Origin of the sequence: Pseudomonas oryzihabitans, from assembly GCF_001518815.1 — a bacterium.
Taxonomy (GTDB): Bacteria; Pseudomonadota; Gammaproteobacteria; order Pseudomonadales; family Pseudomonadaceae; genus Chryseomonas; species Chryseomonas oryzihabitans_E.
On record NZ_CP013987.1, the window covers coordinates 1,882,897 to 1,902,925 of the forward strand.

The window sequence follows — 20,029 nt, forward strand, 5'->3', positions numbered from 1 at the left end:
GGTTGGCCCGGTTGGGAGAAGACCGGCGGCGAACTGAGCCGCCGCCGGGAAACGCACGATCAGTGCACCAGCATGCCGGTGAACACATAGGCCTGCGCCAGGGTGATCAGCCCGACCAGCACGGCGAAGCCAATGCTGTGACGCACGGTGAAGCGGAACAGGTCGGACTCCTTGCCCACCATGCCGGTGGCGGCGCAGGCCACGGCGATGGATTGCGGCGAGATCATCTTGCCGGTCACGCCGCCGGAGCTGTTGGCAGCGACCAGCAGGGTGTCCGAGACCCCGATCTGGTGCGCGGTGGTGGCCTGCAGCGAGCCGAACAGTGCGTTGGACGAGGTATCCGAACCGGTGAGGAACACCCCCAGCCAGCCCAGCAGCGGCGAAAAGAAGGGGAACAGTGCACCGGTACCCGCCAAGAGCAGGGCCAGGGTGGTGGACATGCCCGAGTAGTTGACGACGAAGGCGAAGGCCAGCACCAGTCCGATCGACAGGATCGGCTTGCGCAGTTCCACCAGGGTCTCCTTGAACACCCCCACGGCGGTCGACGGCTTGATGCGGAAGATGGCCATGGAGATCAGTGCCGAGATCAGGATGGCCGTGCCCGACGCGGACAGCAGGTCGAGCTTGTAGACCGCCGGCATGGGGGTCGGGGTCGCCACGATGGGGGCGGCCTTGAGCACCAGCTTGTCCAGGTAGGGCACCGGCACGCTGATCACCAGCGCATAGAGCGCACCGCCACTGGCGAACAGCGCCTTGAAGGCCTTGGTGGTCCAGATGGTGACGACCACCGTGAGGATCAGGAACGGCGACCAGGCCTTGATCACGGTACCCAGGGAATGCTCCGGCGGCAGGCGACCGCCCTGGCCGAAGCCGGCACCACCGCCCCCCAGCATGGCCGCACCGCCGCCGCCCGTCACGGCCGTGGCACCGGCGGTGGCATGCTGCGGCTGGCGCAGCTTGAGGTAGGCGGTGAGGGCGATCATGGCGGCCAGGGACGAAGTGATGTCGGGCAGCTCCGGACCGATGAAGTTGGAGGTCAGGTACTGGAACACGGCGAAGGTGCCACCGCAGATCAGGGCCGGCTTCCAGGTTTCCCGCAGGCCGCGCATGCCGTCCATCATGAACATCAGCCACAGCGGTACCAGCAGCGACAGCAGCGGCAGCTGGCGACCGGTCATGGCGCCGATCTTGAAGGCGTCGATGCCGGTGACCTGGCCGGCGACGATGGTCGGGATGCCCAGGGCGCCGAAGGCCACCGGTGCGGTGTTGGCGATCAGGCAGAGACCGGCCGCTTTCAGCGGGTTGTGGCCCAGGCCCACCAGCAGCGCGGCAGTGATGGCCACGGGTGCGCCAAAGCCGGCGGCCCCTTCGAGAAAGGCGCCGAAGCAGAAGCCGATCAGCAGCACCTGCAGGCGCTGGTCGTCGGTGATGGACAGGACCGAGCTGCGGATGATGTCGAACTGGCCGCATTTGACCGTCAACTTGTAGAGAAACACCGCCGTCACGATGATCCAGGCGATGGGCCAGAGGCCGTACAGAAAGCCGTAGCCGGCCGAGGCCAACGCCTTGTCCACCGGCATGCGATAGACGAACAGGGCAATGAGCAGGGCGATCGCCAGGGTGATGGCGCCCGCTACGTGCCCCTTGAGCCTGAGGCCGGCGAGGGCGATGAAGAAGAACAGGATCGGTAGGGCAGCGACAAAGGCCGAAAGGCCCAGGCTGCCCAGGGGAAGATAGATTTGTTGCCAGGTTTCCATCGGGTGCTCCTTGATTGTTTTTGTACGGAAGCGGCAGGACGGGGTTGCACAGCATCGCGGCCTGTGGCAAAAATTGGTAAGACCAATTTACAAGAGCGACTTCACGCACGTTAAGCGGGGTCTTTGCTGCTGTCAAATCGCCAGGAGTGCGACTTTAGTCGTCCAGTCGTTTTCTACCCGGCCAAGGCCTTGCCGCCTGCCGGGTTTCGAGGGTTTTCATGGGTTTTGAACCGGTCAAGCAACGTCGTCTGTCCGACGACATCGTCAAGCATCTGGAGGCGCTGATCGCCGAGGGCTCGCTGCGCCCGGGTGAGCGGCTGCCCGCCGAACGCGCCCTGGCCGAGCGCTTCGGGGTATCGCGTCCGTCGCTGCGGGAGGCCATCCAGAAGCTGGTGGCGCGCGGTCTGCTGCTCAGCCGCCAGGGCGGCGGCACCTATGTCACCGAGGCACTGAACAGCGCCTTCACCGATCCGCTACTGCCGCTGCTGGAAAGCCGCGAGGAAACCCGGCGGGATCTGCTGGAGTTTCGTCATACCCTGGAAAGCGCCTGCGCCTACTATGCGGCGCAACGGGCCACCGAGCCTGACCTGGCAAGGCTGAAACTGGCCTGGGAGCGGTTGGAGGATTGCTACGGGCGGCGCGAGACGCTCACGCGGGAAGAGGAGGGCGAAGCGGATGCGGCCTTTCACCTGGCCATCGCCGAGGCGAGTCATAACGCCGTCTACCTGCACAGCATCCGCAGCCTATTTGAATTGCTGCGCCATCACATGGTGACCAACATCGGCGGCATGCACGCCCAACGCGGCGAAACCCGCGATCGCCTGTTGGAACAGCACCGAGTGCTCTACCAGGCAATCGTCGCCGGAGAAGCCGAACGCGCCCGCGAAGCGGCAAGTTGTCACCTGGACTATGTGCGCGAGGTTCTGGAGGAGGCTGGCGCCATGGCAGGCCGTCTAGCACGGGCCAAACGACGCGATGAACTCTGAAAAGAGCTGGCGGAAAAACGTGTAATGGCACTATGCTATTACTATAAGTTATCCGTCCGTTGCTAAAGTTTAGCGTTCCAGAGCTGATAACCCGGTCACACCTTCCCGCCTTCGCTGGCGTCTAGACCGGTATCTTCCTGTGGATCAAGTCCCTTCCTCGCCCTCTCTCGTCGACCTTACCTTCACGCCTGCATTGCTCGGCGCCTGCGGTACTGCCGCGATTCTGTTCGCAGGTGGCGTGACACCGACCACTCTGGCGCTAGGCGCTGCCCAGACAGGCCTGGCGGTAGGGCTGGGCTTCTGGCAGCTGCGTCGCGCCCAGGCGCGGCAGGCTGCCCACGCGAAGAGCCAGGCCTTCAGCCAACCCTTGTCTGGCGGGCGTGACGAAGCGCTCGAAGCCCTGTGCGTGGCGGTGCTGCCGGTCTGGTCCGAACAGATCGAAGCGGCACGTGCCCATACCGAGCAGGAAATCGTCAGCCTGACCAGCCGCTTCGCCGAGCTGGCCGACCGTATCCACAGCGTGGCGGGCAATGACCAGGGCAGCGGTGATCGCCTGGTCAACCTGATGGCCAGCAGCCAGAACCAGCTGGATGGCATCCTGCAGTCGCTGCGCGAGGCGCTGTCGAGCAAGGGCGCGCTGCTGACCGAGGTCAATGGCCTCGCCGGGCTCACCGAGCAACTCAAGAGCATGGCCAAGGACGTCGGCGACGTGGCGCGCCAGACCAACCTGCTGGCGCTCAATGCCGCCATCGAGGCCGCGCGTGCCGGTGAAGCCGGGCGCGGCTTCGCGGTGGTCGCCGACGAAGTCCGCAAGCTCTCCACCCTGTCCGGCGATACCGGGCAGAAGATCGGCGAAACCGTGGAAACGGTGAATGGCGCCATTGCCCGTACCCTGGAACTGTCGCAACTCCACGCCGAGCGCGACACCGGCACCCTGAACCAGTCCGGTGAAACCATCGAGCAGGTCATCGGCGCCTTTGGTGGCACCACCCGCGACGTGGTCGAGCGCAGCGATACCCTGGCCGAGAACGCCACCGCCGTAGGCGGGGCCATCGCCGAAGTGCTGGTCGCCCTGCAGTTCCAAGATCGCGTCAGCCAGATGCTCGGCCATATCCGTGATGACCAGGCTCGCCTCGAGCGCCTGGTCATCGAGCGCCGCGCCCTGGCTGCCAGTGGTCAGCCGCTGCCGTCCCTCGATACCCAAGGCTGGCTCGCCGAGCTGGCCCGTACCTACACCATGGCCGAGCAGGTCGCCGTGCACCAAGGCAAGCGACCGGCCGCCGCCGCCGAATCCGATATCACGTTCTTCTAAGGAAGCTGCAATGAGCAACAAGACCATTCTGATCGTCGATGACTCCATCTCTATTCGCCAGGTGGTGTCCATGACGCTGAAAAGCGCGGGCTACGACGTCATCGAAGGCTGTGATGGCCGGGACGCCCTGACCAAGCTGGATGGCCGCAAGGTGCATCTGATCATCAGCGACGTGAACATGCCCAACATGGACGGCATCACCTTCGTCACCGCGGCCAAGAAGCTGCCGGCCTACAAGTTCACCCCGGTGATCATGCTCACCACCGAATCCGACGCCGCCAAGAAGGCCGCTGGCCAGGCCGCCGGTGCCAAGGCCTGGATGGTCAAGCCATTCCAACCGGCGCAGATGCTGGCGGCGGTTTCCAAGCTGATCATGCCCTGATAGCCCTGGAGGCTGCCCCATGAGCGATGTCGTTCGTACCCGGTTGCCCCTTGTCGGGCCGCTGACCATCTATACCGCGGCTGACAGCAAGCCGCTGCTGATGGAGCCCCTGACTGCCGGGGTCACCGTGGCGCTGGAACTGGCCGAGGTCGACGAATTCGATTCGGCCGGTCTGCAACTGCTGCTGCTGGCCCACCGGGAGGCCCAGCGCCTGGGCGGTAGCCTCGAACTGGTCGATCCCAGCCCGGCCGTAACCGAGTTGCTGGAGCTGGCTGGCCTCACCGACTTCTTCACGGCTGCTGCCGAAGGAGTAGCCGCATGAATCTGGACGAGATCCTCAAGACTTTCATCGCCGAGAGCGAGGAGCTGCTGCAGCAGATGGAAGCCGCGCTGCTGCAGATCGAGCAGGCGCCGGACGACGTCGAGCTGATCAACGCCATCTTTCGCGCCGCCCACACCATCAAGGGTTCGGCGGGGCTGTTCGGCCTGGACCATGTGGTCGCCTTCACCCATGTCGCGGAAAGCGTGCTCGACCGCATTCGCAGCAATGAGCTGGCTTTCGACGAAACCCTGTCGGCACTGTTTCTGGAGGTCTGCGACCACCTCAACGGCCTGATCGCCCGGGTATCTTCCGGCAGCGAACCCGAGGCGGATTTCCAGGCCGCGGGCGCGGCGCTGGTGCAACGCCTGGAGCACTACCTGCAGCCGAGCGCCAAGGTGACCCAGCCCACCGCCGCTCCTCGGACCCTGACGGCGCCGGTGGACGGCGTGGCCGCCGGCCACTGGCACCTGTCGCTGCGTTTCGGCCCGGACATGCTGCGTAACGGCATGGATCCGCTGGCCTTCGTGCGTTACCTCAACAGCTTCGGCCGTATCGTCAACATCGTGACCCTGACCGATGCCATTCCGCCGGCGGCCGAGATGGATCCGGAGACCTGCTACCTGGGCTTCGAAGTCGCCTTCGACAGCGAGGCCGACAAGGAAACCATCGAGGCGGCCTTCGAGTTCGTTCGCGAAGACAGCCAGATCCGCATCCTGCCGCCCCATAGCCGCAGCAGCGACTATTGCCAGCTGATCGAGGACCTGGCCGAGGAAGATCTGCGCCTGGGTGAGATCCTGGTGCGCTGCGGCACTCTGACCGCCACCGAGCTTGATGAGGTCCTGCGCCGCCAGGCGGATCCGGCGACGCCGCGTCAGCCCATCGGCGAAGCCCTGGTGGAAGCCCAACTGGTCAATCCGCCCGTGGTGGATGCCGCGCTGAACAAGCAGCGCAAGATCAAGGAGCAGCGGGCGCCGGCCGGCGAAGGCCAGCTGATCCGCATCGACGCCACCAAGCTCGACCAGCTGATCGATCTGATCGGCGAGCTCATCATCGCCGGCGCCGGTACCCAGCTCATCGCCCAGCAGAGCGGTCTGGCCGCGCTGGTGGAATCCACCGGGGTGCTGTCGCGCCTGGTGGAAGAGGTGCGCGACACCGCCCTGACCCTGCGCATGGTGCAGATCGGCACCACCTTCAACCGCTTCCAGCGCGTGGTGCGTGACGTTTCCAAGGAAATCGGCAAGGACATCGCCCTGAAGATCAGTGGTGGTGAGACCGAGCTGGACAAGACCGTGGTGGAAAAGATCGGCGATCCGCTGACCCACCTGATCCGCAATGCCATGGACCATGGCATCGAATCCGCCGAGCTGCGCCTGGCGCGCGGCAAGCCGGCCCAGGGTACCGTGGGCCTCAACGCCTATCACGAGTCGAGCAGCATCGTCATCGAAGTCACCGACGACGGTGGCGGTCTGTCGCGCGAGCGCATCCTGCGCAAGGCCACCGAGCGCGGCCTGATCGCCGAAGGCCAGGTGCTGGCCGACAAGGACGTCTTCAACCTGATCTTCGAGCCGGGTTTCTCCACCGCCGAGCAGATCAGCAACCTGTCCGGTCGCGGCGTTGGCATGGACGTGGTGAAAAAGAACATCACCGCCCTGCGCGGCAGCGTCGACCTCACCAGCGAAGAGGGCCGCGGTACTACCGTGACCATCCGCCTGCCGCTGACCCTGGCGATCATCGACGGCTTCCTCATCGGTGTCGGCAAGGCCACCTACGTGGTGCCCCTGGAAGCGGTGGAGGAGTGCATCGAGTTGACCGAGGCGGGCAGCGTCCAGGCCAGCGGCAACGACTATCTCGACCTGCGCGGCGAGGTCCTGCCGGTGCTGCGTCTGCGCCAGCTGTTCGCCATCGAGGAAGCGCCGCCGCGGCGGCAGAACGTGGTGGTGGTGCGCTATGCCGGCCAGCGCGCCGGCCTGGTGGTCGACCAGCTGATGGGCGAGTTCCAGACCGTGATCAAGCCCCTGGGTCCGCTGTTCGGCCACAACCGCAGTCTGGGCGGCTTCACCATCCTGGGTACCGGCGAGGTGGCGCTGATCCTCAACGTACCTGGCCTGATCGGCGAGGCGTCCTCCGCCTCCGTCTCCATCCCTCCGCCCGTCCTGGCCTGATCGACTAGAGAATTCGACTTCATGACCGTTACCAAACGCATGTCCCTGCTGATCCTTTCCGCGCTGCTGGGGATCATCCTGCTCGCCGGGCTGGCCTATTATCAATTGCATCGGGTCTATGCACAGGCCAACTTCGGCAACGACGACACCGTGCCGGCCATTCTTGGCATCGATGCCATCGACGCCCACTCCGCCGACACCATCACCAACATCTATCGTCACCTCGCCGCCGATGGTGAGGTCGCCACACGAATGGCGGAAAAGGAACTCGCTGAATCCCAGCGCCTGACCGACGAGGCGCTCAAGGCCTATCAGGATCAGATTTCCGACGACACCGATCGGCGCCTGTGGGAAGACGACAAGCAGGCGATCGCCGCCCTGAACCAACTGGCGGCCAAGGTCATCCCGCTGTCCCGCGCCAGCCAGGATGACGAGGTCAAGCGGCTGCTCGGCGAGAACCAGGAGACGATCACCCATGTGGGTGACGCTCTCGATGCCCATCGCCTCTACAACCAGAAACTGGGCGGTGAACAATCCGCCCTGGCCCGGGATACCCTGGGCCAGGCCACGGTGCTGTCGGTTGGCATTTCCTTGGCGACCCTGCTGATGATCGGCCTGCTGGGCTTCTTCATCACCCGCAACCTGCTGCGTCAGCTGGGTGGCGAGCCGGCCGAGGTGGCCAAGGTCGCCAACCGGACCGCCGCGGGCGATCTGCCCGATGATCTGCGCCTGCGCGCAGGCGACGACTCCAGCCTGATGGCCGCCATGCAGCGCATGGTGGTGACCCTGCGCGGTCTGGTGCAGGAGATGACCACCATGGCCAGCGAGCACGATCGCGGCGAGACCGAAGCCCGTATCCCCCTGGAGCGCTTCCAGGGCACCTTCCGCAATGTCGCCGAAGGCGTCAACGCCATGGTCGCCGGCCATCTGAGTGATTCCGCCAAGGCCATGGCCTGCGTCAAGAGCTTTGGGGAAGGCGATCTGGCGGCGACGCTGGAACGCTTCCCTGGCAAGAAGGCGGTGATCAACGACAACCTCGAGCAGGTGCGCGACAACATCCAGCTGCTGGTAGCGGAGATGGTGCAGCTGTCTCAGGCCCATGATCGCGGCGAAACCGATGCGCGCATTCCGGTGGAGCGGTTCCAGGGCACCTTCCGCAGCATGGCCGAAGGCGTCAACGCCATGGTCGCTGGCCATCTGAACGATTCCGCCAAGGCCATGGCCTGCGTCAAGAGCTTTGGCGAGGGCGATCTGGCAGCGACGCTGGAGCGCTTCCCTGGCAAGAAGGCGGTGATCAACGACAACCTCGAACAGGTGCGCAGCAACATCCAGCGCCTGGTCGAGGACGCCAACCAGCTGAGCCAGGCCGCCATGGCCGGTCGCCTGGATACCCGCGCCGATGCCAACGCCCACCAGGGGGATTTCCGCCGTATCGTCGCCGGCATCAACGGCACCCTGGATGCCATCGTCGCCCCGGTCAACGAAGCCATGGGCGTGATGGCAGGCCTGGCCCAGGGCGACCTGAGCCGTACCGTGCGCGGTAATTACCAAGGCCAGTTGCTGGAGCTCAAGGAGTCGATCAACGGCACCGTTGGCAAGCTGAACCAGATCATCGGCGATGTGCGTCTGTCGGCTGACTCCCTGGCCAGTGCCTCGGAAGAGATCTCCGCCACCGCCCAGAGCATGAGTCAGGCCAGCACCGAACAGGCCGCCTCGGTGGAGGAGACCAGTGCCAGCGTCGAGCAGATGTCGGCCTCCATCGCCCAGAACACCGAGAATGCCAAGGTCACCGATGGCATGGCCGGCAAGGCGGCCCGAGAAGCCGATGAGGGCGGTCAGGCCGTCGGTGAGACCCTGGTGGCCATGAAGACCATTGCCGAGAAGATCGGCATCGTCGACGACATCGCCTACCAGACCAACCTGCTGGCGCTCAACGCCGCCATCGAGGCTGCCCGCGCCGGTGAACACGGCAAGGGCTTCGCCGTGGTGGCCGCCGAGGTACGCAAGCTGGCCGAGCGCAGCCAGGTCGCAGCCCAGGAAATCGGCACCGTGGCCAAGAGCAGCGTGGCCCTGGCCGAGCGTGCCGGCACCCTGCTGGACCAGATGGTGCCTTCCATCAGCAAGACCTCCGATCTGGTGCAGGAAATCGCCGCGGCCAGCGAAGAGCAGAGCAGTGGGGTGAGCCAGATCAACGGCGCCATGCTGCAACTGAGTCAGATCACTCAGCAGAACGCCTCGGCGTCCGAAGAGCTGGCAGGCACCGCCGAAGAGATGAGCGGTCAGGCCGAGCAGCTGCAACGGCTGATGGGGTTCTTCAATACCGGTGAAGGCCGGGTGGTGCAGGACCTGGATCGGGCACTGGAGGCTTCGCGGCTCAAGGTGACGCGAGCGCCGGGCAAGGTGGTACGCACAGGTACCTCGGGCCCCGCGCCCGAAGGCTACGTTCCTTTCGAAGCCTGATCCCTTAGTCAATCGCCACCTTTTAGGTGGCCTTTTTGAGACCATCGATATGACTGTCATCAAGAAAATGCTGCTGCTGGTGCTGTCCGCGCTATTGGGCATCATGGTGCTGGCCGGCACCGGGCAATACGAAATCGACAAGGTGTTCCAGGCGGCCAACTATGGCAACGACAACACCGTGCCCAGTCTGAAGGCCCTCGGTGAGGTCAACGACAGCCGCTCCGACTACGTGGTGGGCATCTATCGTCACGTGCTGTCGACCAGCAGCGAAGCCATGACCACCGTGGAGCAGGACCTGGCCGTGGCCAAGGAGCGCATCGGCCAGAACCTCGACAAGTACCAGGCGCTGGTCTCGGACGACCGTGATCGCGCTCTGTTGGCGGCCGACCGGGCCGCCTTCACTGCCCTGTTCAGCCTGGGCGACCAGGTCATCGCCCTGTCGCGGCAGAATCGTAACGAGGATGCCCAGACCCTGATGCGCAGCCGCACCGAGGTGCTGGCCGCCATCAACAAGGCCCTCGACGAGCACGTCACCTACAACCAGACCCTGGCGCAGCAGGGCGTGCAGGTCGCTCAGAAGACCAAGGTCGAGGCAACCTGGCTGGCGCTGTCCATCGCCCTGGCCACGCTGCTTGCCGTCGCCCTGCTGGGCTTCTTCATCACCCGCAACCTGTTGCGTCAGCTGGGCGGTGAGCCCGCCGCGGTCGCCACCCTGGCCGGCCGCGTGGCCGCCGGTGATTTGCCTGACGACATCAAGCTGCGCGCCGAGGACAAGACCAGCCTGATGGCGGCCATGCAGAACATGGTCACCACCCTGCGTGGCCTGATCACGGAAATGAGCAGCATGTCCTCGGCCCATGACCGCGGTGAAACCGCGGTGCGCATCCCGGCAGAGCAATTCCAAGGTGCCTATCGCAGCATGGCCGAAGGCGTCAATGGAATGGTCGCTGGCCATCTGAGCGATTCCGCCAAGGCCATGGCTTGCGTCAAGAGCTTTGGCGAAGGCGATTTGTCGGTGGCACTGGAGCGCTTCCCCGGCCAGAAGGCGGTGATCAACGACAACCTCGAACAGGTGCGCAGCAACATCCAGCGCCTGGTCGAGGACGCCAACCAGCTGAGCCAGGCCGCCATGGCCGGGCGCCTGGACACCCGCGCCGACGCCAGTGCCCACCAGGGCGATTTCCGCCGCATCGTCGCTGGCATCAACGGCACCCTCGACGCCATCGTCGCCCCGGTCAACGAAGCCATGGACGTGATGGCCGGGCTGGCCCAGGGTGACCTGAGCCGCACCGTACGCGGTGACTATCAAGGCCAGCTGCTGGAGCTCAAGGAGTCGATCAATGGGACCGTCGGCAAGCTGAACCAGATCATCGGCGACGTGCGTCTGTCGGCCGATGCCCTGGCCAGCGCCTCGGAAGAGATCTCCGCTACCGCCCAGAGCATGAGCCAGGCCAGTACCGAACAGGCCGCCTCGGTGGAGGAGACCAGTGCCAGCGTCGAGCAGATGTCGGCCTCCATCGCCCAGAACACCGAGAACGCCAAGGTCACCGACGGCATGGCTGGCAAGGCTGCGCGTGAGGCGAGCGAAGGCGGTGACGCGGTGGGCGAGACCCTGATCGCCATGAAGACCATCGCCGAGAAGATCGGCATCGTCGACGACATCGCCTACCAGACCAACCTGCTGGCGCTCAACGCCGCCATCGAGGCTGCCCGCGCCGGTGAACACGGCAAGGGCTTCGCCGTGGTGGCCGCCGAGGTACGCAAGCTGGCCGAACGCAGCCAGATCGCGGCCCAGGAGATCGGCACCGTGGCCAAGAGCAGCGTGGCCCTGGCCGAGCGCGCCGGATCACTGCTCGACGAAATGGTGCCGTCCATCAGCAAGACCTCCGATCTGGTACAGGAAATCGCCGCGGCCAGCGAAGAGCAGAGCAGTGGTGTCACCCAGATCAACGGCGCCATGCTGCAACTCAATCAGATCACCCAGCAGAACGCCTCGGCCTCCGAGGAGTTGGCGGCGACCGCCGAGGAAATGAGCGGTCAGGCCGAGCAGCTGCAACGGCTGATGGGATTCTTCAACACCGGCGACCGTCGCGTGGTCCAGGACCTGGAACGTGCCATCGAACAGGTACGACCGGCCAAACGTGCCGTCCCTCCGGTCACTGCCCGCCGGGCTCCGCAGGCAGACAGTAGCCTGCCGGACGGCTATGTCCGCTTCTCGGAGTAACAACCTATGACTACCCCGACGCTTCCCGACATCGTCCAGGACTCTCTGGGCCATCAGCACCTGACCTTCATGGTGGGTTGCGAGACCTACGCGGTGGATACCCTCGCCGTGCGCGAGATCATCGAGTTCGGCCAGCTGACCCAGGTGCCCCTGATGCCGGCGTGCATCCGCGGCGTCATCAACCTGCGGGGTGCCGTGGTGCCCGTCGTCGATCTGGAGGCGCGGTTCGGTGGCGCACCGACTCGGGTCGGGCCGCGTACCTGCATCGTCATCCTTGAAGTGATCGCGGACGAGGATACCCATGTCCTGGGCGTCGTGGTGGATGCGGTCAGCGAGGTTCTGGAGATCGAGCCGGCCGATATCCGGCCGGCCCCGGCGTTTGGCAGTCGCCTGCCGCCGCATTTCATCTCGGGAATGGTCAAGGCCGATGACGGCTTCGTAGTGGTGCTGGATGTCGCTCAGGTCCTGAGCGTCGACCAGCTTGCTGATCTGGCGCAAGCCAAAGGATAAGAGCAATAGCGGTTTCAAAAATAAATATCCAAGGAGACGACCATGTCCGAACTGTCCCGTTGTTTCACACAGATTCGCACTATGTTCGCCGGCGTAGCCGTTGGCGTCCTGCTGTTGATGGGCATCGCAGGCTACGAATTGAATGTCTTTGGCGCTGCTGCTTCAGCGCAATGGGGAGTGGGTTTCGTTGGTGTTCTACTACTCGCGCTGATCGGGCTGAGTGCCCGGGTGATCGTGCGAAGCTTGCGCAGTGCCCTGGGCGCCGAGCCCGAGGTGGTCACCGCGCTCACCGCGCGGCTCGCCCGTGGCGAGCTGCCTGCGACCACCGCTGCGCCGCAAGGGAAAGATGACAGTCTGCTGGCGCACCTGCTCTGGGTGACCGCCTCTTTGCGTGAGCTGCATGCGGATAGTGCCCGGGTCGCTGCCGCCCAGGCCGAAGGGCGCACGGAGCAGCGCCTGGTGACCACGACCTTGCCCGGCTGCTACGGCGAGATCGCGGCGGAGGTCAATACCCTGCTGGCCCAGGGGCTTGCCGATCAGGAGCGGATCCTGGGCTGTCTGCAGGCCTTCGGCCACGGCGATTTCAGCCAACCGCTGGCCACCTTCCCCGGCCAGAAAGCGGTCCTGAACGATAACATCGAGCTTCTGCGTAGCGCCGTCCTTACCCTGATCGACGACGTCCAGCAGATGTCGCGCGAGCATGATGCAGGTGATATCGACGTCCGGATCGACGCCGAGCGCTTCCAGGGCCTCTATCGTGAGTTGGCTACTGGCATCAACGTCATGGTCGCCGGACACATCACGGTCAAGAAAAAGGCCATGGCCTGCGTCAAAGCCTTCGGGGAGGGCGATCTCGACGCACCGCTGGAACGCTTCCCTGGCAAGAAAGCCTTTATCAACGACGACATCGAGCAGCTGCGCGGCAACATCCAGGCCCTGATGGCCGAGATGCAGCACATGTCCCATGAGCACGATGCCGGCGACATCGACGTCTGCATCGACGCCGAGCGTTTCCAAGGTTCCTACCGCGAGATCGCCGTGGGGATCAATGCCATGGTGGCGGGACACATCGCGGTCAAGAAAAAGGCCATGGCCTGCGTCAAGGCCTTTGGCGAAGGCGACCTCAAAGCGCCACTGGAGCGCTTCCCCGGCAAGAAAGCCTTTATCAACGACAACATCGAGCAGCTGCGCGACAACATCCAGGCCCTGATGGCCGAGATGCAGCACATGTCCCACGAGCACGATGCCGGCGATATCGACGTCTGCATCGATGCCGAGCGTTTCCAGGGTTCCTATCGCGAGATCGCCATGGGGATCAATGCCATGGTCGCCGGGCACATCGCGGTCAAGAAAAAGGCCATGGCCTGCATCAAGGCCTTTGGTGAGGGCGACCTGTCGGCGCCGCTGGAGGCCTTCCCTGGCAAGAAAGCGTTCATCAACGACAACATCGAACAGGTACGCGCCAACATCCAGCGCTTGATCGACGACGCCCAGCACCTGAGCCAGGCCGCCATGGCCGGTCGCCTGGATACCCGCGCCGATGCCAGCGTCCATCAGGGCGATTTCCGCCGCATCGTCGCCGGCATCAACGGCACCCTGGACGCCATCGTGGCGCCGGTCAACGAGGCCATGAGCGTGATGGCGGGGCTGGCCCAGGGGGATCTGAGTCGCACCGTGCGCGGTGACTATCATGGCCAGCTGCTGGAGCTCAAGGATTCGGTCAACGCCACCGTCGGCAAGCTGAACCAGATCATCGGTGAGGTCCGTATGTCGGCGGATTCCCTGGCCAGTGCCTCCGAAGAGCTTTCCGCCACGGCCCATAACCTGAGCCAGGCCACGACCGAGCAGGCGGCCTCGGTGGAGGAGACCAGCGCCAGCGTCGAGCAGATGTCGGCCTCCATCGCCCAGAACACCGAGAACGCCAAGGTCACCGACGGCATGGCCGGCAAGGCGGCCCGAGAAGCCGATGAGGGCGGTCAGGCCGTCGGTGAGACCCTGGTGGCCATGAAGACCATTGCCGAGAAGATCGGCATCGTCGACGACATCGCCTACCAGACCAACCTGCTGGCCCTCAACGCCGCCATCGAGGCTGCCCGTGCCGGTGAACACGGCAAGGGCTTCGCCGTGGTGGCCGCCGAAGTACGCAAGCTGGCCGAGCGCAGCCAGGTCGCGGCCCAGGAAATCGGCACCGTGGCCAAGAGCAGCGTGGCCCTGGCCGAGCGCGCCGGGTCATTGCTCGACGAAATCGTACCGTCCATCGGTAAAACCTCGGATCTGGTGCAGGAAATTGCCGCGGCGTCCGAAGAACAGAGCAGTGGCGTTTCGCAAATCAACAATGTCATGCAGCAACTTAGCCAGATCACCCAGCAAAACGCCTCCGCCTCCGAAGAGCTCGCTGCCACGGCGGAGGAGATGAGTGGCCAGGCCGAACAGCTCCAGCAGCTCATGGGCTTCTTCAGCACCGGAGAAGGGCGGGCGGTGCACGATCTGGAGCGCGCGCTGGGCCAGGCAAGGTCGACGCTGAATCGCCCGCCGCAATCCCTTGAACTCACTGCTCAATCGACGGGGACGAATGGGCCGGACGGTTATGTGCGTTTCTCGGAGTAAAGACGCGAAGAGTGCTGCTGATGTTGTCCTGTCGAGGTGCTGGACCGGCCTCTTCAGGACTGAAACCCCGCCGTACTAGAAAAAAGCGCCTACCGAAGGTAAGGCGCTTCACCAAAAAGCAGTACATCGCGCCGGAGGCGCTCGCACCATGCTGAACAAACTTCGTGTATCGACCAAGCTGGCGATAGGTTTCGGTACCGCCATCCTGTTGCTGCTGCTGGTCATAGGCGTATCCCTGCTGAACATGGGAACGATGAAGAACTCGGCCGACAACATGTCGCAGTTCCGTTTCCCCATGACAGTGCAAGCCAACACCCTGGTGCGCAATACCCTGGACAGCGGTCGCCTGCTGCGCAACCTGCTGCTGCTGACTGACGAAGCGGCCGTGGCCAAGACCAAGGAAGACATCGCCAAGGTCCGCGCGGACAACAGCGAGATCCTCGCTGACCTGAAAAAGAAGATCACCAGCGATGAGGGCAAGCAAAAGCTGGCCGCCGCCGTGGATGCGCGTCAGCGTTTGCAGGACAAATACGGCGAGTTCTTTCGCCTGCTGGACAGTGACCGCGGTCAGGCTCGGGACTACCTGCTGAACGTTTTTGCCCCCAACAACAACGAACTGGTCGCGGCCCTGGGTGCCTTGAACGACCTCCAGGCGCAGCGCATGCAGGAAGCCGGGGAAGCGGCCACCGCTGCCTATATGGACGCCCGTAACCTGATGCTGGTGATCGGCGCCGTGGCGACCCTGATCGCCGTCCTGCTCGGCTACCTGATCACTCGCAGCCTGATCCGTCAGCTGGGCGGCGAGCCGGCCTACGCCGCCGAGGTGGTGCAGCGCGTTGCCCGGGGCGACCTGAGTGTCGAGGTGGCGACCCGTGAAGGTGACACCACCAGCATGCTGGCGTCCGTACGGGCCATGACCACCACCCTGGCGCAGATCATCAGCGATGTGCGCAGTTCGGCCGATGGCCTGGCCAGTGCCTCCGAAGAGGTCTCGGCCACCGCCCAGAGCATGAGCCAGGCCAGCACCGAGCAGGCGGCTTCCGTCGAGGAAACCAGCGCCAGCATCGAAGAGATGTCGGCCTCCATTGCCCAGAACACCGAGAACGCCAAGATCACCGACGGCATGGCCGGCAAGGCCGCGCGGGAGGCGGACGAGGGTGGTCAGGCCGTACGCGAGACGTTGGTAGCCATGAAGACCATCGCCGACAAGATCGGCATCGTCGACGACATCGCCTACCAGACCAACCTGCTGGCGCTCAATGCCGCCATCGAAGCCGCTCGCGCCGGTGAACACGGCAAGGGCTTCGCCGTGGTGGCCGCCGAGGTGCGCAAGCTGGCCGAACGTAGCCAGGTCGCGGCCCAGGAAATCGGCACCGTGGCCAAGAGCAGCGTGGCCCTGGCCGAGCGCGCCGGGTCGCTGCTGGGCGAGATGGTGCCATCCATCAATAGGACCTCCGACCTGGTGCAGGAGATCACCGCTGCCTCGGAAGAGCAGAGTGCCGGTGTCGAGCAGATCAACGGCGCCATGCTGCAACTGAGCCAGATCACCCAGCAGAACGCCTCGGCGTCCGAAGAGCTGGCCGCCACCGCGGAAGAGATGAGCGGCCAGGCCGAGCAGCTCCAGCAATTGATGGAGTACTTCACCCTCGGCAGTACATCGGCATCGCAACAGATCGTGCGCCCCACCAACAATCGCCCGGCTCCGAGTCTGGCCGAGCGCACCTCTGCGCTGATCGACACTCCCCGTCGCGCCCCGCGTGGTGGTGTGCCGGCCGGTTTCGCCCGTTTCGAGGAACAAGCCTGATGCTATCCCGCCAGTTTCTGACCTTTCAGCTCGCCGGTGATCTCTACGGCGTCAACACTGCCTGCGTGCGGGAAATCATCGAGTACGGTGCCGTCACCACGGTGCCCATGCTGCCGCCCGCCATCCGCGGCGTCATCAACCTGCGTGGCGCGGCCGTGCCGGTGATGGACCTTGGCGTGCGCTTTCGCAACCAGGTGAGCGAAACCTCTCGCCGCAGCTGCATCGTGGTACTGGAAATCCAGGTCGACGGCGGCCCCCAGGTCTTCGGCATCGTGGTGGACGCGGTCTGTGAGGTACTGGAGATCGCCGCCGACGCCATCGAGGCGGCGCCGCGCTTTGGTGCCTCGATCCGCACCGACTTCATCCTCGGCATGGCCAAGCAGGGTGCGGGTTTCGTCATCCTGCTCGACATGGATCGGGTGCTGGGCGAAGACGACCTCGCTCAGCTCGCCGCCATGACGGCTGCCTGAGGACGGGTGCATGGAGCTTCCCGCGCTGACCGACAGCGAGTTCCGGCAGTTTCGCAGCTTCATCTTCCGGGTCGCCGGCATCAGCATGTCCGATGCCAAGCGCCCGCTGGTGAGCGGCCGCCTCGCCAAGCGTGTGCGCCAGCGTGGCACGCCCAGCTACGACGCCTACTTCCAGCTGATCCAGCGCGATCAGACGGAGTGCCAGATGGCGGTCGATCTGCTGACCACCAACGAGACCTATTTCTTTCGCGAACCCAAGCACTTCGACTTTCTCCGTGAGCAGGTGCTGCCGAACTGGGATCGGCGCCAGTCGCTGCGCCTGTGGAGCGGTGCCTGCTCCTCGGGTGAGGAGCCCTATACCCTGGCCATGACCCTTGCCGAGGGCCTGGGCGAACGACCCTGGGAGATCGTTGCCTCCGACCTCAGCACCCGGGTACTGGCCAAGGCGCGCAGCGCTCAGTATCCCCTGGCGGAGGCCGAGGACATCCCGCCGGCGCTACTGCGGCGCTATTGCTTCAAGGGGGTGGGCGAAAACGAGGGCACCTTTCTGGTGGATCCCCGGCTGACGGCGCGCATTTCCTTCCGGCAGATCAACCTCAATAACGCGCTGCCAGATATGGGTACCTTCGACATCATCTTCCTGCGCAACGTGATGATCTACTTCGATCTGCCGACCAAGCGCCAGGTGGTATCGCGGCTGGTTCGCCATCTGCGGCCCGGTGGTTACTTCTTCGTGAGTCATTCCGAAAGCCTGAACGGAGTGACCGACGCGCTGAGGATGGTCAGCCCGTCCATCTATCAACGTCCGCTCTGATCATGGCTGCCGTGCCGGAAGTCTTCCTGCGCCCTGGTGACTGGTATTTTGGCCGGGGAGAACTCCGCGTCCGGACCATCCTCGGTTCCTGCGTGGCTTTCGTGTTCTGGCATCCACAGCGCCGCCTCGGCGGTATGACCCATGCGCTGCTGCCCAAGCGCCAGCGTCCGACCCCGGGCGCCGCCACCGCCATCGATGGCCACTATGTGGACGAATCCCTGCAGTTGATGTTGGATGCGGTCGCACGCCACGGTGGCGATCTGCCCGGCTATCAGGTGCACCTCTACGGCGGTGGCAACATGTTTCCCCAGATCCTGCGCGGAAGGGTCCGCAACATCGGCGACATCAATGTCGATGCCGCGCTGGCGCAGCTCGCCGAGGCGGGTGTGCGCACGGTGCGGACTCACGTCCGCGGCGCCGGCCATCGCAAACTTTCCCTGGACCTCGTCGACGGCCGGGTGCTCATGCAACAGGTGGAGCTAACCTACGTTCCGCCGCTTACGAGATTTACGCCATGAACAAGATCAAGGTCCTCATCGTCGACGACTCGGCCGTGGTGCGGCAGGTGCTCGCCCAGAGTCTCGCGGAGGATCCCGCCATCGAGGTCATGGGCGTCGCCGCCGACCCGGTGTTCGCCCAGGACAAGATGCGCAAGCAGTGGCCCGACGTCATCGTGCTGGACGTAGAGATGCCGCGCATGGACGGCATCACTTTTCTCAAGAAGATCATGGCCGAGCGGCCGACCCCGGTGGTGATCTGCTCGACCCTGACCGAAAAGGGCGCAGCTACCACCCTGCAGGCCATGGCCGCCGGGGCGGTCAGCATCGTCACCAAGCCCCAGGCCAATCTCAAGCAATTCCTCAAGGATGCTTCGGACGACCTCACCAGTGCGGTGAAGGCCGCGGCCCGGGCCAATCTCAAGCGCCTGGTGCCGCGCGGCGTGCCCGTTACACCGACGCCCAAGCTCAGTGCCGACGCCATCCTGCCGGCGGGCGGCAGTCCGGCCATGGCCCGTACCACCGAGCGCATCGTCGCCCTGGGTACCTCCACCGGCGGCACCCAGGCGCTGGAAGCGGTACTGACGACGCTGCCGCGGGTCTGCCCGGGCATCGTGGTGGTGCAGCACATGCCGGAGCGTTTCACCGCGGCTTTCGCCGAGCGGCTGGATCGCCTCTGCGAACTGGAGGTGCGCGAAGCCCGGCACGGCGACCGGGTCCTGCCCGGCCGGGTGCTCATCGCGCCGGGTGGGCGGCACATGCTGCTCAAGCGCAGTGGCGCGCAGTATCAGGTGGACGTCATCGACGGGCCGCCGGTCAGTCGCCACCGGCCTTCGGTGGACGTGCTGTTTCGCTCGGTGGCCCGGGCCGCCGGCAGCAACGCCCTGGGCATCATCATGACCGGCATGGGCGACGACGGCGCGCGCGGCCTCAAGGAATTGCGCGAGGCCGGTGGCCGCACCCTCGGCCAGGACGAGGACAGCTGCGTGGTCTACGGCATGCCCAAGGAAGCCATGAAGCTGGGCGCCGTGGAGCAGGAAATCGGTCTCAACCAGATCGCCGCCGCCATCCTCAAAGGCGGGGTCTAGACGAACTTGCGGGGCAGTCCGGACTCCAAGCGCCAGCACGCGAGGAGAGCCCCATGTTCGACATCTGCCACTGGATCAACGAACCCGAAACCTGGCTGGCCGAGCCCGCTCGGCTGAGGGTCATCACCGACCGCCACAGCGACTTCTGGCGCCTGACCCATGACGGCGCCGAGCGTGACAGCGGCCACTTCTTCGGTGCCCGGGTCCACAGTGGCTTCACTGCCCAACTGCGGGTAGCGGCGCGCTGCAAGAATCAGGGCGATCATGCCGGCATCATGGTGCGAATCGATGGGCACCACTGGCTGCGCGCCGGCATCGGCTATTTCGACGACACCCCGCAACTGCTCAGCGTACTGACCCAGGGCCGCTCCGACCTGGCCCTGGGCGCGCCGCTCGGTGATCACGAAGAACTCTGGCTGAGAGTGACCCTGACCCAGGGCACGCTGCGCGTGCAGGCATCCCTCGATGGTCAGCGCTGGCCGCTGCTGCGGCTGGCCAGCTTGCCGGTGGCAGCGGAATACCGCGTCGGCCCGGTGTGCGGCACCCCGGAGCGGGGCGGCATGGAGGTGGCCTTCAGCGATTTCAGTCTGCAGGCCCCGTTGCAGCGCGGCCTCGCTGATCTGAGCTGAGGCGG

The 20,029-nt window shown here is 65.0% G+C and carries 13 protein-coding genes and 6 pseudogenes; 18 read left to right on the top strand and 1 reads right to left on the bottom strand.

The window, feature by feature from the left end; genetic code table 11:
- Nucleotides 1–59: 59 nt before the first annotated feature.
- Nucleotides 60–1,757: a lactate permease LctP family transporter gene (locus APT59_RS08590; RefSeq protein ID WP_059314461.1), complete on the bottom strand. Its 1,698-nt coding sequence runs from the start codon at nucleotides 1,755–1,757 to the stop codon at nucleotides 60–62.
- 218 nt (nucleotides 1,758–1,975) lie between these two features.
- Here APT59_RS08590 and APT59_RS08595 point away from each other — a divergent pair, with 218 nt between their 5' ends.
- From APT59_RS08595 to APT59_RS08665, 18 genes and pseudogenes are all read left to right on the top strand, one after another.
- A complete protein-coding gene (locus tag APT59_RS08595) occupies nucleotides 1,976–2,743 on the top strand; it encodes a GntR family transcriptional regulator (RefSeq protein ID WP_059314462.1) in 768 nt (255 codons plus the stop codon).
- Between the two features lie 565 nt (nucleotides 2,744–3,308).
- Nucleotides 3,309–4,055, top strand: a complete 747-nt coding sequence (locus APT59_RS08600) for a methyl-accepting chemotaxis protein (protein WP_420480511.1) — start codon at nucleotides 3,309–3,311, stop codon at nucleotides 4,053–4,055.
- A gap of 10 nt (nucleotides 4,056–4,065) precedes the next feature.
- On the top strand, nucleotides 4,066–4,437 hold the full coding sequence (locus tag APT59_RS08605; protein WP_007162125.1) for a response regulator: 372 nt from the start codon (nucleotides 4,066–4,068) through the stop codon (nucleotides 4,435–4,437).
- 19 nt (nucleotides 4,438–4,456) lie between these two features.
- On the top strand, nucleotides 4,457–4,759 hold the full coding sequence (locus APT59_RS08610; RefSeq protein ID WP_059314464.1) for an STAS domain-containing protein: 303 nt from the start codon (nucleotides 4,457–4,459) through the stop codon (nucleotides 4,757–4,759).
- On the top strand, nucleotides 4,756–6,921 hold the full coding sequence (locus APT59_RS08615; RefSeq protein ID WP_059314465.1) for a chemotaxis protein CheA: 2,166 nt from the start codon (nucleotides 4,756–4,758) through the stop codon (nucleotides 6,919–6,921). The genes APT59_RS08610 and APT59_RS08615 overlap by 4 nt, the downstream gene beginning before the upstream one ends.
- Nucleotides 6,922–6,942: 21 nt before the next feature.
- Nucleotides 6,943–8,463 (top strand): annotated as a pseudogene (locus APT59_RS22910) (MCP four helix bundle domain-containing protein); the annotation flags it as partial.
- Nucleotides 8,464–8,520: 57 nt separating this feature from the next.
- Nucleotides 8,521–9,238: pseudogene (locus APT59_RS22915) on the top strand (methyl-accepting chemotaxis protein); the annotation flags it as partial.
- A 246-nt stretch (nucleotides 9,239–9,484) separates the two neighbouring features.
- Nucleotides 9,485–10,681 (top strand): annotated as a pseudogene (locus tag APT59_RS22920) (MCP four helix bundle domain-containing protein); the annotation flags it as partial.
- Between the two features lie 63 nt (nucleotides 10,682–10,744).
- Nucleotides 10,745–11,455: pseudogene (locus APT59_RS22925) on the top strand (methyl-accepting chemotaxis protein); the annotation flags it as partial.
- Nucleotides 11,456–11,611: 156 nt separating this feature from the next.
- A complete protein-coding gene (locus tag APT59_RS08630; protein ID WP_059314467.1) occupies nucleotides 11,612–12,115 on the top strand; it encodes a chemotaxis protein CheW in 504 nt (167 codons plus the stop codon).
- Between the two features lie 117 nt (nucleotides 12,116–12,232).
- Nucleotides 12,233–13,117 (top strand): annotated as a pseudogene (locus tag APT59_RS22930) (methyl-accepting chemotaxis protein); the annotation flags it as partial.
- A gap of 72 nt (nucleotides 13,118–13,189) precedes the next feature.
- Nucleotides 13,190–14,722 (top strand): annotated as a pseudogene (locus tag APT59_RS22935) (methyl-accepting chemotaxis protein); the annotation flags it as partial.
- 148 nt (nucleotides 14,723–14,870) lie between these two features.
- Nucleotides 14,871–16,526: a methyl-accepting chemotaxis protein gene (locus tag APT59_RS08640; protein ID WP_059314468.1), complete on the top strand. Its 1,656-nt coding sequence runs from the start codon at nucleotides 14,871–14,873 to the stop codon at nucleotides 16,524–16,526.
- On the top strand, nucleotides 16,526–16,996 hold the full coding sequence (locus APT59_RS08645; protein WP_059314469.1) for a chemotaxis protein CheW: 471 nt from the start codon (nucleotides 16,526–16,528) through the stop codon (nucleotides 16,994–16,996). The genes APT59_RS08640 and APT59_RS08645 overlap by 1 nt, the downstream gene beginning before the upstream one ends.
- Before the next feature lie 10 nt (nucleotides 16,997–17,006).
- Nucleotides 17,007–17,810: a CheR family methyltransferase gene (locus APT59_RS08650; RefSeq protein ID WP_059314470.1), complete on the top strand. Its 804-nt coding sequence runs from the start codon at nucleotides 17,007–17,009 to the stop codon at nucleotides 17,808–17,810.
- 92 nt (nucleotides 17,811–17,902) lie between these two features.
- Complete coding sequence (locus APT59_RS08655) at nucleotides 17,903–18,328, top strand: chemotaxis protein CheD (RefSeq protein ID WP_237140584.1); 426 nt, start codon at nucleotides 17,903–17,905, stop codon at nucleotides 18,326–18,328.
- Nucleotides 18,325–19,395 carry a protein-glutamate methylesterase/protein-glutamine glutaminase gene (locus APT59_RS08660; protein ID WP_059314472.1) on the top strand — a complete coding sequence of 357 codons (1,071 nt, stop codon included), beginning with the start codon at nucleotides 18,325–18,327 and terminating at the stop codon, nucleotides 19,393–19,395. Before APT59_RS08655 ends, APT59_RS08660 begins: the two co-directional genes overlap by 4 nt.
- 53 nt (nucleotides 19,396–19,448) lie before the next feature.
- The gene (locus tag APT59_RS08665) at nucleotides 19,449–20,024 is read left to right on the top strand and encodes a DUF1349 domain-containing protein (RefSeq protein WP_059314473.1); all 576 of its coding nucleotides are present in this window, start codon (nucleotides 19,449–19,451) and stop codon (nucleotides 20,022–20,024) included.
- Nucleotides 20,025–20,029 lie beyond the last annotated feature (5 nt).